Source organism: Streptomyces sp. NPDC055239 (genome assembly GCF_053606205.1).
On sequence record NZ_JBSGRD010000002.1, the window covers coordinates 86,442 to 100,100 of the forward strand.

Consider the following 13,659-nt stretch of genomic DNA (forward strand, 5'->3'; position numbering starts at 1 on the left):
CGGCGCCCTTCGTTGTCCTAGACTCACCGGCATGTCAGGCCCCGACCGGTTCTGCGACCGGCTCTCCCGGACCCGCCGTATCCGCCGCGGGGCGACCCTGACATTGGTGTTCGCGAGCGTGCTCGCCACCGGTGCGGCCACCGGGTCCTGGGACGACGTGGCCGACGAAGGCCGGAAGTCGCCCGCCCCTTCGTCTTCGTCTTCCGCTTCCACCCGTTCCGTCGCCTCCTCCACGGACGCCGCCTCCGAAGCTGCCGACGCCGCGGCCGAGGCCATGGCTGACGGCAAGTCCGGCGAGAAGGCCGCTGAGGACGCCGTGAGCCGCAGTGGCGACCGCTGGGGGGCGGTGTACTCCCCCGGGGAGTATCAGGAGTTCGAGCAGTCCCTGGACGGCGCGTACACCGGTGTCGGCCTCTGGGCCAGGCGCACGGCCGACGGGCGCATCGAGGTGTCCCGGGTCCAGCGCGGCGGCCCCGCCGAGCAGGCCGGTATCCGCGAGGGCGACCAGCTGAGCAGCATCGACGGCAAGCGCGTCGCGGGCCTTCCCGTCACCGAGGTCGTGTCCCTGCTGCGCGGTACGCACGCGGGCAGCCCGGTCGAGCTCGGCCTGAAGCGGGGCACGCGCGCGTGGAGCGAGACACTGCGCCGGGCCCGCCTCTCCACGGACTCCGTCACGGTCACGCAGCTCGCGGGCGGCGCCGTCCTGATCAAGGTCGAGGCCTTCACCAAGGGGGCGGGCAAGCGCGTACGTTCCGCGGTGCGCGACGCTCCCAAGGGCGCCGGAATCCTGCTCGACCTGCGCGGCAACTCCGGGGGCCTGGTGTCGGAGGCGGTCACCGCGGCATCGGGGCTCGTCGACGGGGGCCTGGTGGCGACGTACGACGTACGCGGTCGGCAGAAGGCCCTGCACGCGGAGCGGGGCGGTGACACCACCAGACCCGTGGTCGCCCTGGTCGACGGCGGCACGATGAGCGCGGCGGAGCTGCTCACGGGCGCCTTGCAGGATCGCGGCCGCGCGGTCGTGGTGGGCTCACGGACCTTCGGCAAGGGCTCGGTCCAGATGCCGAGCCGGCTGCCCGACGGCTCGGTCGCCGAGCTGACGGTCGGGCACTACCGCACTCCTTCGGGGCAGGCGGTCGACGGCCGTGGCATCACCCCGGACCTGGAGGTCCAGGACGGCGCCGAGAGACGGGCCGAGACAGTATTGACTGGCCTCGGACCCCCCTCGTAGTGCGAAAATGGCCAGACTATGGCGAAGGAAAAGGTAAAGCGCAAGGCCGCGAAGGCCGCTGAGAAGGCCCCTGCCCGGAAGATGGTCGCGCAGAACAAGAAGGCGCGGCACGACTACCACATCATCGGCACGTACGAGTGCGGCCTCGTCCTGATGGGCACCGAGGTCAAGTCGCTGCGGATGGGCAGAGCCTCCCTGGTGGACGGCTTCGTGCACATCGACGGCGGCGAGGCGTGGCTGCACAACATCCACATCCCGGAGTACGTGCAAGGGACCTGGACCAACCACTCCGCCACGCGGAAGCGCAAGCTCCTGCTGCACCGGGCGGAGATCGACAAGCTGGATTCCAAGTCGCAGGAGACGGGTCACACGATCGTGCCCCTGGCCCTGTACTTCGTGGACAGCCGGGTCAAGGTCGAGATCGCGTTGGCCAAGGGCAAGAAGGAGTACGACAAGCGTCAGACGCTCAAGGAGAAGCAGGATCTGCGCGAGACGAACCGCGCGGTCGCGGACGTCAAGAAGCGTCAGCGCAGCGCCTAACCCGCGGGTCCGCGTGGGCCCGAACGGGGCGCGCGGGAATTGGCTGGCCCCGTCGGGCGTTGGTCACGTACGATGGGCACTGCCCCGCACAGCCGGGGCGCGCATTGATAAAAAAACATGGGGATGATCGGTTTCGACAGCGGATGTCGAAGCAGGGGAAGCGAGCCGAGGAAGCGACAATGATCTCGTTAACCACATGTCGCAACCAATAATCGCCAATTCCAAGAGCGATTCCCAGTCCTTCGCCCTCGCTGCTTAATTAGCAGTGAGTGAAGGACCCTTAATGGGTGTCAGCCCGGGAGTGTTCCCGACCCGGATCCTGGCATAATCTAGGGGACTAAACCATCGAGCCCGGTCACGGGGTTCGATGGGAAATCAAACAGTGACTGGGCCCGTCGGAGACTTGTTCGCGAGATCACCGGGGCCGAGAAAATCGTAGCGAACTGCGCTCGGAGAAGCCCTCCTTTTGCACCGTTGGACGCGGGTTCGATTCCCGCCATCTCCACAATTCCCATGTGAGGTCAAAGCCTCCTGGCCACTGGCCAGGGGGCTTTTTCCGTGTCCGGGGAAGAGAAACGGTGGGCGGGAACGGTGGGTGGACGGGGGCACATCCTCTGGGCATGTGACTCGTTACTGCATCCGAGTGCAGGTTATGTAGAGGTAAGTCCAGGTTCCCGACAGCCCGGCGTGCGGTGGCCGGGCTGAGTACGCAAGTGCAGGAGGCAGTCGCTTGGATGCCACCGTCACTCTTTTCGGCTCCCTTCTCGCCAGCCTCGGAGTCCTTGGCGCGGCAGTGGTGGCGTATCTCGGTAAACGCGGCGAGAACGCGCTTACCGGCTATTCCAGCCTCACGGAGAAGCTCCAGACGGAGCGGGACCGGTTGGAGCGCCAGGTCGCCGAACGCGACGCGAAATTAGCCGAGTTAAACGCTCTGCACGTCCATGACCAGAGCGAGATCGCCCGGCTGCTCAACGACAACCAACGGCTCGGAGGCACTCCGTGATCCAGCTCGAGCGTGTCCTGGCCCCGCGTTGGCGCAGCGTGTTCCTCGTGTGTGTGCTTGTGGCGCTCTCCGGTGTCGCGGCGCTGCTCTGGGCGCGAATCGACGCCGGTGACCGCCGCGCCGACCGGCTCGCCACGGAGGCGGACCGGCGCGGCGACGCGGTGTCCACGCTGGCCAGGGACGTACGGACCCTGCGCGCACAGGTCCGCTCCCACGGGGACACCCCCGCGGCGCCGGACCCGTCCGACGCCGTGGACGACCTCCTGAACCGGGTGCGGGCGCCCGGTTCGCCCGGCGCGGACGGGAAACCGGGGGACAAGGGCGCGCAGGGGGCCGGCGGCCGGAACGGTGATCGGGGTGCGGCGGGAGAGCCCGGGAAAGCGGGAGCGTCCGGCAGCCCCGGCCGGTCCGGCGCCGCGGGCTCGGACGGAGCGGACGGCACGAACGGCACGAACGGCGAACAGGGCCCGGAAGGCCCGGCAGGGGCGGCGGGGCCACCGGGCTCGGACGGCGCCGACGGCGCTGACGGCGCCCATGGCTCCGACGGCGCGGGCGGCGCATCGGGCCCTGCGGGTCCCCAGGGCCCCACAGGCCCGGCAGGCCCCCACGGCGAGCGCGGCCCCAAGGGCGAGCCGGGCGACGCGGGTTCCCCCTGCCCCGACGGCTACAGCCTCCAACAGCCCTCGGCGGACCCGGACGCCTTGGTCTGCCGCCGCAACGGCGTACCCCCGTCGGACCCGGCCCCCGCCCTCCTGCTGCTGCCCGCACTGCTGCCTCGGTGCCGCCGAACGCCGGGTGCGCCGGGCTGACGGGGGCTGCCGGAGGGTCGCGCATCCCGGACCGCCGCATCCCAGCCGAGGCCGCTCCACAGATGTCCGGAGTGGGGTCTGTCGCCGGGCGGTCGTGTCCGGGATGCTCCTGGGTCATGAGTAGACCCGTGAGACGCGTCAACGCCCGCATGCGCCACTGGATCTGGCCCGCCGTGCTCGGTGTCGCGGCGGCCACCCTCTCCGTCAGTTCGCCTGCCGGGGCGGACTCCGACAACAGCGGCCTGCCCGAAGCCATCGACACCATCCTCGGCGATCCACGGATGGAGGGCGGCGCGGCAAGCGTCGTCGTCGCCGACGCCGCGTCCGGTGACGTGCTCTACCAACACCTTCCCAGCGGGCGCCTGATGCCCGCGTCCAACACCAAGCTCCTCACCTCGACGGCCGCCATGGAACGGCTCGGGCCCGACCACCGCTTCACCACCGATGTGCTCACCGACGGCAAGCAGCACGGCTCCGTCCTCTCCGGCGACCTCTACCTGCGCGGCACCGGCGACCCGACGACACTCGCCAAGGACTACGACCAACTCGCCGCGAAGATCGCCGACTCGGGGGTCCGTAAGGTCTCGGGGAGGCTGGTCGCCGACGACACCCGGTTCGACGACAAGCGCATCGGCGACACCTGGTCCGGGGACGACGAGTTCGCGTACTACGCCGCCCAGATCTCCGCACTGAGCGTCGCCCCGGACACCGACTACGACACCGGGACGGTCATCGTCGAGGCCACGCCAGGAGCGAAGGCGGGGGACAGGCCGAAGGTCACGGTGACCCCGAAGACCGATTACGTGGACGTCGACAACACCGCCAAGACCGTCGCAGCCGGCGGCGAGGACACGCTCACCATCGAGCGCGAGCACGGCACCAACACGATCACCGTCACCGGCACTGTTCCGGTGGGGGGTTCAGCCACCAAGGAGTGGATCACCGTCTGGGAGCCGACCGGCTACGCGGCCGCGATCTTCCGGGACGCGCTGAAGGCGCACGGGGTGCGGGTGAGCGGGCCGACGAAGGCCGGACTCGCCACTCCCAAGGGCGCGCGGCAACTCGCCTCGCACGACTCCATGCCGCTGAAGGAGCTGATGATCCCCTTCATGAAGCTCTCCAACAACATGCACGCGGAGAACCTCACGAAGACGATGGGGTACGAGGCGACCGGGCGGCCCGGCAGCTGGCCCGACGGGCTCGCCGCCATCAGCGCCTATCTCAAGACCGCCGGTGTCGACCCCGGCAAGGTGCGCCAGGTCGACGGCTCCGGGCTCTCGCGCAAGGACAACGCCCCCGCCGACCAGCTGATCAAGCTGCTTCTCTCGGCGAAGGGCGAGCCCTGGTACGCCGACTGGTACAAGTCCCTCCCGGTGGCCTGCGCCCCGGACAAGTTCGTCGGCGGCACGCTGCGTACGCGCATGTGCGGGACCCCTGCCGCCCTCAACGTACGGGCGAAGACGGGGTCGTTGACTGCCGCGTCCGCGCTTTCGGGGTACGTGAAGGACGCGGGCGGGCGTGAGCTGGTGTTCAGCATCATCCTGAACAACTACATGCCCTCTTCGGTGAAGGCCCTGGAGGACGCGATCGTCGTGACGCTCGCCAAGTCGACCGAGGACAAGGCCGTTCCGGTCATGCCGCGCTCGCGACGCGGGGCCGAGCCGAGCGGGGATCTGGAGTGCTCGTGGCGCAAGCCCGCACGATGCTGAGCAGCAGCGCGCAGCACGCGGCGGTGACAGGGACCGCGTAACCCTGGGCGGGGCTCAGGTGCTCCACCACCCAGCCCCCTGCCGCGGCCCCGCACGCGATGCCCCCGAGGATCCCGGTGACGGCGAGGGTCATGCCCTCGTTCAACCGGCCCTCGGGGGTGCGCTGTTGGACCAGGGTCATGCCGGTGACCATCGTCGGTGCCGTAGCCATTCCGGCGACAAGGAGAGCCCCGGCGAGCACAAGGAGCGAGCCGGTGAGCGTGGCGGCCAGGAGCGGCAGCGTCATCAGGGCCGCCATCGCGGTGACGCACATGATGTGGCGGCGGTGCAGGGGCCCGCTCGGCTTGAGCGTTCCGTAGAGGAGGCCAGCCGCGCAGGAGCCCGCGGCCTGGAGCGCGAGGATTGCCCCGGCGGCCGCCTTGTGCCCCTGCGTGTCCGCGAAGGCGATCGTCACGACCTCCATCGAACCGAAGACGGCACCGGTGGCGAGGAAGGCGGCGAGCAGTGTGGGCATCCCGCGCGCGCGAAGGAGCGACTTCTCCTTCGTGGCCGTACGTCCCCGGGGCGGCGGTTCCGTCGTGCGCTGGGCGGCGAAGAGCAGGACGCCGGTCAGGAGCAGTACGACTCCGATGAGGGTGCCCGCCTCCGGGAAGAGCGCCCCGCACAGGAAGGCCGCGAGGACGGGTCCGAGCATGAAGCACAGCTCGTCCGCGGCCTGCTCGAAGGAGTTGGCGGTGTGCACGGCCCGCTCGTCGTCCTTGAGGAGGTGGGCCCAGCGGGCGCGGGACATACCGCCGGTGTTGGGGGTCGTGGCCGTCGCGGCGTACGAGGCGAACAGGGTCCAGTCGGGCGCTCCGTAGTGCACGCACAGGAGCAGGGAGAGCGAGCCGAGCGCGGCGATCGCGGTGGCGGGGACGGCGATCCGGGCCTGGCCGTACCGGTCCACGAGGCGGGCGGTCCAGGGCGCCACGAGGGCGGTCGTGGCGAGGCCCGTCGCGGTGACGGCGCCTGCGAGCGCGTAGGAACCGCGCGCCCCGGCGATCATGATGACGGCGCTCACGCTGAACATCCCCATGGGGAGGCGGGCGATGAGGTTGCCGATGGTGAAGGCGGTGGCTCCGGGTATGCGGAAGAGGCGGGCGTAAGGGTTGCGGCGGTTGGGTGCGTGGGGTTCGGCGGGCGGCATGGGATCACCCTCACCGGGGCGCTGGTGCGGGGTCCAACACCTTCTGGGGCCCTACTCACGCACTCCTGTTGTAAGTCCCGGTCTCCGACCCCGTATCCACCGCTGTCCCCGATGTAGGTTCTCGGCGTGACAGACCTGGACCCCCGCCTCCTGCGCGCCTTCATGGCCGTCTCCGAAGAGCTGCACTTCACACGGGCCGCCGCCCGCCTCTACGTCGCCCAGCAGGCGCTGAGCCGTGATGTGCGGCGCCTGGAGCGGGAGTTGGGTGCCGAGCTCTTCGTACGGACGACGCGGCAGGTCACGCTGACGGCCGACGGCGAGCGGCTGCTGCCGTACGCGCGGCGGGTGCTCGACGCGCACGACGACCTGGCCGCCGCCTTCGTGCGGGGCGCCCGCTCCGGCGGTGCGGCGGCCCGACCGCTGCTCGTGGACCTGAACAGCGAGGGGCTCATCAGCGGCCGCATCCTGGAGCGGGCCCGCGAACTCGCCCCGGACTGCGAGTTGATGGCCCGCTTCGAGAGCGGCCTCACCTGGGCCGCCGCCGAGATGGCCGCCGGGCGGCTCGACGTCTCCTTCGGCCGGTACGCCGGGCTCGAACCTGCCCTGCGATCAAGGCTCGCCCAACAGCCCGTGCGGTACGAGCCGATGGCGGTGCTCCTGCCGCTCGGTCACCCCTTGGCCGAGCTCGACGCGGTGCCGCTCGGGGCGCTCGCGGGGGAGAGCGTGTACGCGGGGGCGGGCAATCCGCGGACGCTGGAGTGGACCGACCTGGCGCACCGCCTCTTCGAGGGGCACGGCATCGAGGTGGCGCCGCCCGCGCCCCTCGCCGTGGGCGCCGAGGAGTTCGGGCGGGTCATGGCGAAGAACCGGAACCCCGTACTCGCGGCTGTGGATTTTCCGGCCATGCCCGAGTCGGTCCTGCGGCCCTTGATCGATCCGGTGCCGCTGTCGCCCGTGTCGTTGGTGTGGAGAAAAGGGCTCGTGCATCCGGGGGTCGACGCGCTGCGCGCGGCCGCTGCCGAGCTCTCCGAGGCGGAGGGGTGGCTGCGCAGGCCCGAAGACGGATGGGTTCCGGCCACGGATGCGCTCGTCATGGGTGAGACGGGGGCTGATGGATTGGTGAGACGGGACTGAATGGATTGGTGAGACAGGACTGATGGATTAGTACGACTGTCACCGCTGTGCGCTACATTCATGGTCCGGGCGCGGTGTGATAGGGGGGCGCTCGGATCGGGTGGGGGCCCGGTCCGACGGCAAAAGTTGCCCGGAGTCGTGCGCGCCCGAGCCAGGTTATGTGGGGGTTGTGCGTACGCATGGAGTATTGGCGAGAAGATGCCCTACCGGAACACACTCACGATCCGAACGAGGTCACCGTTCAGATCGACGGGCTGGGGCGACAGCTGGCGGACCTGTCCGCCGAGAGTGACCAAGAGGCGTCCGACGGGCCGGTTTTCGTCGACGAGACGGGCCGCCGCAGCCGGAGATACCGCCGAATAGGCGTGCTGGTCGGCATAGCCTGCGCCGTGTACGCGGTGATCATCGTAGGCACCCTGCTCTCCGGCAACTCCGACGCGCCCTGGCTGCCGGTCGACCCCAAGGACGAGAAGCCGGCGAGCAAGGTGGACACACCGAACCGCCCGGCCGACTCCCTCGACCCCTCGGCGTCATCAGGCACGACACCCTCGCCCGGCGCGTCGGAGAGCGGCACCACCGCCCCCGCGACCGATGGCGACGGCACGGCCGACCCGTCGGAGACGGACGACGGCAAGGGCGACGAGGCCGACGGAAAGCCCGACCCGGACCCCACGGGCGGCGGCAAACCCGACCCCGACCCGACAAGCGGCGGCGGTGGCGGCGGAGACCCCGACCCGACCGTCGACCCCACGAAGCCGGGCACGGAACCGGACCCGACCGTCGACCCCACCACGCCGACCCCGGACCCGTCGACCGAGAACCCGGGTGACGCGGGCGCGGGAGGCGGCGGCGAAGTCCCCGTAATGCGGCCCGCCGCCGAGCAGCAGTCCCCGCTGCGAGTCCAGGTCGCCGTCTACGTCCCTCAGTCCCCGCTCAGCCAGTCCCCGCTCAGCTCCGCCCAGCAGCCCTCGGAGGGCTCACAGCGATGAACTCCCGTACCAACAGGGGCCGGTCAGCCGGTTCCCGGAACGGCCACGCCCAGACCCGGAACGGCCGAGCCCAGACCGGGAACGGCCAGGCCCCGACCGGGAACGGTCACGCCCAACCAGGGGGTGGTGGCGGCCGACGCCACGCGGGGCCGGCCCGCGGCACCAAGCGGCGCAGACTCCCCCTGCGCTACCTCCTGCCCCTGCTCCTCCTCGTCGCCCTGATGGCGATGCTCATGCTGCGCGGCTACACGCACAGCGAGATCCTCGCCGACCACCGCATCCGCCCGCCCGCGGGCACCGGCAAGGTCCCGGAGAAGATCCTCGAGGGCGGCCCGGTCATCGACACCCGCGGCGGCCACGAGGGGACGCTGAGCGTTCCGCGCCACCGGCTCGTGCTGACCTTCGACGACGGCCCGGACCCGGAGTGGACCCCCAAGGTCCTCGACGTACTGAAGAAGCACCACGCGCACGGCGTCTTCTTCGTCACCGGCACGATGGCGTCGCGCTACCCCGACCTCGTCGAGCGCATGGTGGACGAGGGCCACGAGGTCGGCCTGCACACGTTCAACCACCCTGATCTGTCGTACCAGTCGCCGAGCCGCATCGACTGGGAGCTCTCGCAGAACCAGCTCGCCCTCGCGGGCGCCGCGGGCATCCGCACCTCCCTCTTCCGCCCGCCGTACTCGTCGTTCTCCGACGCCATGGACGACAAGTCCTGGCCGGTGACGAAGTACATAGGCGGACGCGGCTACCTCACCGTCGTCAACAACACCGACAGCGAGGACTGGAAGCGCCCCGGCGTCGCCGAGATCATCCGCCGCGCCACGCCCAAGAACGGCGACGGCGCCGTCGTCCTGATGCACGACTCCGGCGGCAACCGCTCGCAGACGGTCGCCGCGCTGGACACCTTCCTGCCCGATCTCCAGCACGAGGGCTACCACTTCACGAACCTCACCGAGGCACTGGACGCCCCCAGCGCGCACGCGCCCGTCTCCGGCATAGAGCTGTGGAAGGGCAAGGCCTGGGTCTTCCTTGTCGGTGCCTCGGAGAAGATCACCGGCGTACTCGTCGTCGCCCTCGCCGTCATCGGATCCCTGGTCCTTTTCCGCTTCGGCCTGATGCTGCTGCTCTCCGCGGTGCACGCGCGCAAGGTACGCAAGCGCGGCTTCCGCTGGGGCCCTGACATCACCGAACCGGTGTCGGTCCTCGTCCCGGCCTACAACGAGGCCAAGTGCATCGAGGCCACGGTCCGTTCGCTCATGTCGAGCGACCATCCCATCGAGATCATCGTCATCGACGACGGCTCGTCGGACGGCACCGCGCTGATCGTCGAGGGGCTCCGCCTCCCGAACGTACGCGTCGTGCGCCAGCAGAACGCGGGCAAGCCCGCCGCGCTCAACCGCGGCATAGCCAACGCCCGTTACGACCTCATCGTGATGATGGACGGCGACACGGTCTTCGAGCGGTCCACCGTGCGCGAGCTGGTGCAGCCGTTCGGCGATCCGCGCGTGGGCGCCGTCGCGGGCAACGCGAAGGTCGGCAACAGGGACTCGCTGATCGGCGCCTGGCAGCACATCGAGTACGTGATGGGCTTCAATCTCGACCGCCGGATGTACGACATGCTCGGCTGCATGCCGACGATCCCCGGCGCCGTGGGAGCCTTCCGGCGCTCGGCCCTCGAGCGGGTCGGCGGCATGAGCGACGACACGCTCGCCGAGGACACCGACATCACGATGGCGATGCACAGGGACGGCTGGCGGGTCGTGTACGCCGAGAAGGCGCGCGCGTGGACCGAGGCGCCGGAGACGGTGCAGCAGCTGTGGTCGCAGCGCTACCGCTGGTCGTACGGCACCATGCAGGCGATCTGGAAGCACCGCCGCTCGGTGATCGAGTCGGGCCCTTCGGGCCGCTTCGGCCGGGTGGGCATGCCGCTGGTTTCGTTGTTCATGGTCCTGGCCCCGCTCCTGGCCCCCCTGATCGACGTGTTCCTCCTGTACGGCCTTGTCTTCGGCCCCACCCAGAAGACGATCGTCGCGTGGCTCGGCGTCCTCGCCGTCCAGGCGGTGTGCGCGGCGTACGCCTTCCGGCTCGACCGCGAGCGCATGACCCATCTGATCTCGCTGCCCCTCCAGCAGATCCTCTACCGGCAGCTGATGTACGTCGTGCTGCTGCAGTCCTGGATCACCGCCCTGACCGGAGGCCGCCTTCGCTGGCAGAAGCTCCGGCGCACGGGAGTGCTCGGAACCCCGCCCTCGATTCCGCAGCAGCGGACGGGCAGCCCTGATCGGAGGCCCGTCGCATGACCTATCCCACGCAGCCCCTGCCCCAGGTGCCGCCGCCTCCTGGGTTGGCGATGACGCCGGTGGGCCCGTCTCACATCGAGGTGGCCCCCGCTGCCTCCGCCCCGGCCAAGAAGCCGGGCCGCGACCGCTACTTCGACGTACTGCGCTCCCTGGCCCTCGTCCGCGTCGTCATCTACCACCTGTTCGGCTGGGCCTGGCTGACGATCATCTTCCCGTCCATGGGCGTGATGTTCGCGCTGGCGGGCGCGTTGATGGCGCGCTCCCTGAAGCGCCCCGCGTGGGGCGTCATCAGGGGCCGCATCCGCCGACTCCTGCCGCCCATGTGGGCGTTCAGCGCGGTGGCACTCTTCCTGCTGTTCTACGGCGGCTGGAACGTGAGCAAGGACCCGGACCACGGTGGCACCTGGGGCCTGGTCAGCATGCTCAACTACGTCTTCCCGATCGGCGCCCCGCCCTTCCCCTGGAACCTCGGGGACAAGGCGGGCCTCCTGGAGGACACCTGGCCCGCCCAGGCTGCGGGCCCGCTCTGGTACATCCGCGCGTACTTGTGGTTCGTGATCGCCTCGCCGCTGTTGCTGTGGGCGTTCCGCCGGGTCCCGTGGGCGACGCTCTTCGCGCCCCTCGCCCTGACGGCGGTGCTCGCCACGGGCGTCGTGACGATCCCCGGCGAGACGGGCAACGCGGTCTCGGACTTCGCGGTGTACGGCAGCTGCTGGGTCCTGGGCTTCGCCCACCAGGAGGGCGTCCTCGCCCGCGTCCCGCGCTACCTGGCGGTTTCCGTCTCGGCCCTGATCATGGCCTTCGGCCTGTGGTGGGCATCGGGCCATCAGGGCCCGGACGGCTGGGACCTGAACGACATTCCGCTCGCCCAGGCGGCATGGTCCTTCGGCTTCGTCGTCATCCTCTTCCAGTACTCCCCGTCGTGGCAGGAGCTGCCGGGCCGCCTGAAGCGGTGGGACAAGCTCATCACCCTCTCCAACAACCGAGCGGTGACGATCTACCTCTGGCACAACCTCCTGATCATGGCCACGGTGCCGATCATCGACCTGGCGTACGACCTGCCGTTCATGGAGGACGAGCAGTGGAGCTCGGCCCTGGACACCACGTACATGCTGTGGATGACCGTGCTTGTCTGGCCGTTGATCGGCCTGATGGTGATGGCCGTGGGCTGGATCGAGGACTTCGCGGCGAAGAGGAGCCCGAGGCTGTGGCCGAACGGGGCGAAGTCGCGTCGGCGTTCTGAGGCGGCTTCGCGGGGTGGTGCGCACCGGGGCTGAGGCTCCGCTGCGGCGGGCTCAGTGGTGTTCCAGGCCTCCGGGCGCCCACCCGCCGGACTCCGACCAGCTGTACAGGGGGCGTCCCTCCTGGCCGCTGGTCCGGAACGGCTTGCCCTGGTCGTCGATGCGCAGCACGTCGTGGCGCTTGCCGATGGACCACTCCATCTCCAGGTACCAACGCACGTCGTGCAGGTCGGAGTTGGCCTCGACGTAGAAGACCTGCGGGTCCTTCTCGGTGACCTTGTACGGGAAGTGGCTCTGGTCCGGATCGGGCGTGGCGCGCGGCGTCGCGTCGTCGAGGTCGACGGTGAAGACCTTGTTGAACAGCTTGTCGCCGCAGTGGGTCCCCATCTGGAAGTTGTTCCAGGCGAGCGGGGCGCCGCTGCTCTGCACGCGGACGTTCATGTTCCGCAGGGTGACGGTCTCGTCGCCCGTGCCCTGCACGGTGAACGCGACGTACTGGTTGCGGGCCGAGACGGCACCGAGTTCCCCCACCCAGGCGGGTACGTCGCCCTCGGAGGGCGGCTCCGGCATCTGGGCCGGCTTCCGGTCCACCAGGAAGTGGTGCTCGCAGTCTTCGTAGAGATACGGGCTGACGCGTGCAGCCAGGGGCACGTCGGGGTCTTCGCCCCGCCCGCCGTCGGGTGAGGGACCCTTGCCGATGCCGCGGGGGCCGGCGGGGGCAGGTCGGCCGTTCTTGTTCCTGTCGCTTCCGCTGCTTCCGTCGCTTCCGTCGCTTCCGCCGCTTCCGCCGCTTCCGTCGTCCTCGGAGTTCCCGGACGGTGAAGCGGAAGGGTCGATCTCCTCGGCCTTGCCGTCGGGCCCGCCCTTGGCGACGGACTCGGGCCGGTCCGGGCCTTCGAGCCGTTCCCTGTCGGCGGTTTTGCCGGGCCGGTCGTACGGCGGGCCGCTCGGGTCCGGCGGGGCGGTGGGCCCGGCGTACTCCTGCTGCGTCTGCTTGTGCGCGTCGCCGTCACCGCTGCGGTTCATGGCGAGAGCGATGGAGCCGATCCCGACGACTGCGGCGACGGTGGCGGCGAGGACGAGGATTCGCCGCTTGCGGGACGGGGGTGAGGAGGGCGATGAGGACGATGAGAGCGATGAGAGTGATGAGAGCGATGAGGCGAACGAGACGGTCACAGGGGCCGGGCCGGACTGCGTCTCGGGCTCGGGCTCGGGTTCCGGCTCGGGCTCTGGCTCTGGTTCCGGCGCCGGTATGGGCTCCGCCCTCCGCCTCCGATCCGCGTCCGCCAGGACCCACTGCCGGTGGACCTCCACCAGCTCTTCCGGAGTAGCCCCGCAGAGGCGGGCGAACTGCCTCACCGGCGTGAACTGGGGCGGCGGCGCACCCCCGTTGCAGTACCGGTGCAACGTGGACGTACTCATGTGAAGCCGCTGGGCCAGCACTTTGTAACTGAGGCCTGACCGCTCCTTGAGCTCCCGCAGCAGCTCCGCGAGAGACGCCATCTTTGCCCTCC

The 13,659-nt window shown here is 70.2% G+C and carries 11 protein-coding genes and 1 other RNA gene; 10 read left to right on the forward strand and 2 right to left on the reverse strand.

The annotated features are described in order from the left end of the window. Positions 1-31: 31 nt before the first annotated feature. The 6 genes from ACWFRJ_RS06565 to dacB all read left to right on the forward strand — a co-directional run bounded on the left by ACWFRJ_RS06565 (position 32) and on the right by dacB (position 5,292). Positions 32-1,231 (forward strand): S41 family peptidase, encoded by a 1,200-nt coding sequence (locus ACWFRJ_RS06565; protein WP_453525132.1) that lies wholly within the window; start codon positions 32-34, stop codon positions 1,229-1,231. A gap of 18 nt (positions 1,232-1,249) precedes the next feature. Next, on the forward strand, positions 1,250-1,771 hold the full coding sequence (smpB, locus tag ACWFRJ_RS06570) for an SsrA-binding protein SmpB (RefSeq protein ID WP_453525133.1): 522 nt from the start codon (positions 1,250-1,252) through the stop codon (positions 1,769-1,771). Positions 1,772-1,890: 119 nt separating this feature from the next. Next, positions 1,891-2,279: a transfer-messenger RNA gene (ssrA, locus tag ACWFRJ_RS06575) on the forward strand. Between the two features lie 222 nt (positions 2,280-2,501). Then, positions 2,502-2,774, forward strand: a complete 273-nt coding sequence (locus ACWFRJ_RS06580) for a hypothetical protein (protein WP_453525134.1) — start codon at positions 2,502-2,504, stop codon at positions 2,772-2,774. Next, entirely contained in the window at positions 2,771-3,583 is an 813-nt protein-coding gene (locus tag ACWFRJ_RS06585) for a collagen-like protein (protein ID WP_453525135.1), read from the forward strand. Before ACWFRJ_RS06580 ends, ACWFRJ_RS06585 begins: the two co-directional genes overlap by 4 nt. A 116-nt stretch (positions 3,584-3,699) precedes the next feature. Further along, on the forward strand, positions 3,700-5,292 hold the full coding sequence (gene dacB / locus ACWFRJ_RS06590; protein ID WP_453525136.1) for a D-alanyl-D-alanine carboxypeptidase/D-alanyl-D-alanine endopeptidase: 1,593 nt from the start codon (positions 3,700-3,702) through the stop codon (positions 5,290-5,292). On the opposite strand, the gene ACWFRJ_RS06595 is transcribed toward dacB, so the two are convergent. Continuing rightward, the gene (locus ACWFRJ_RS06595) at positions 5,216-6,478 is read right to left on the reverse strand and encodes an MFS transporter (RefSeq protein WP_453525137.1); all 1,263 of its coding nucleotides are present in this window, start codon (positions 6,476-6,478) and stop codon (positions 5,216-5,218) included. The genes dacB and ACWFRJ_RS06595 overlap by 77 nt on opposite strands. A 126-nt stretch (positions 6,479-6,604) precedes the next feature. Here ACWFRJ_RS06595 and ACWFRJ_RS06600 point away from each other — a divergent pair, with 126 nt between their 5' ends. The 4 genes from ACWFRJ_RS06600 to ACWFRJ_RS06615 all read left to right on the forward strand — a co-directional run bounded on the left by ACWFRJ_RS06600 (position 6,605) and on the right by ACWFRJ_RS06615 (position 12,181). Continuing rightward, positions 6,605-7,612, forward strand: coding sequence for a LysR family transcriptional regulator (locus tag ACWFRJ_RS06600; protein WP_453525138.1), 1,008 nt, complete (start codon positions 6,605-6,607; stop codon positions 7,610-7,612). Positions 7,613-7,791: 179 nt separating this feature from the next. Next, positions 7,792-8,601 (forward strand): hypothetical protein, encoded by an 810-nt coding sequence (locus tag ACWFRJ_RS06605; RefSeq protein WP_453525139.1) that lies wholly within the window; start codon positions 7,792-7,794, stop codon positions 8,599-8,601. Next, on the forward strand, positions 8,598-10,904 hold the full coding sequence (locus tag ACWFRJ_RS06610; protein WP_453525140.1) for a glycosyltransferase: 2,307 nt from the start codon (positions 8,598-8,600) through the stop codon (positions 10,902-10,904). The genes ACWFRJ_RS06605 and ACWFRJ_RS06610 overlap by 4 nt, the downstream gene beginning before the upstream one ends. A 50-nt stretch (positions 10,905-10,954) precedes the next feature. Beyond that, on the forward strand, positions 10,955-12,181 hold the full coding sequence (locus ACWFRJ_RS06615; protein WP_453527066.1) for an acyltransferase family protein: 1,227 nt from the start codon (positions 10,955-10,957) through the stop codon (positions 12,179-12,181). Positions 12,182-12,199: 18 nt separating this feature from the next. On the opposite strand, the gene ACWFRJ_RS06620 is transcribed toward ACWFRJ_RS06615, so the two are convergent. Next, a complete protein-coding gene (locus tag ACWFRJ_RS06620; RefSeq protein WP_453525141.1) occupies positions 12,200-13,648 on the reverse strand; it encodes a helix-turn-helix domain-containing protein in 1,449 nt (482 codons plus the stop codon). Positions 13,649-13,659: the final 11 nt, after the last annotated feature.

Coding starts and splice junctions, on each gene's coding strand:
- ACWFRJ_RS06565 (WP_453525132.1), top strand. CDS start 32: ATGTCAGGCCCCGACCGGTTCTGCGACCGGCTCTCCCGGACCCGCCGT.
- smpB (WP_453525133.1), top strand. CDS start 1,250: ATGGCGAAGGAAAAGGTAAAGCGCAAGGCCGCGAAGGCCGCTGAGAAG.
- dacB (WP_453525136.1), top strand. CDS start 3,700: ATGAGTAGACCCGTGAGACGCGTCAACGCCCGCATGCGCCACTGGATC.
- ACWFRJ_RS06595 (WP_453525137.1), bottom strand. CDS start 6,478: ATGCCGCCCGCCGAACCCCACGCACCCAACCGCCGCAACCCTTACGCC.
- ACWFRJ_RS06605 (WP_453525139.1), top strand. CDS start 7,792: ATGGAGTATTGGCGAGAAGATGCCCTACCGGAACACACTCACGATCCG.
- ACWFRJ_RS06610 (WP_453525140.1), top strand. CDS start 8,598: ATGAACTCCCGTACCAACAGGGGCCGGTCAGCCGGTTCCCGGAACGGC.
- ACWFRJ_RS06615 (WP_453527066.1), top strand. CDS start 10,955: ATGACGCCGGTGGGCCCGTCTCACATCGAGGTGGCCCCCGCTGCCTCC.
- ACWFRJ_RS06620 (WP_453525141.1), bottom strand. CDS start 13,648: ATGGCGTCTCTCGCGGAGCTGCTGCGGGAGCTCAAGGAGCGGTCAGGC.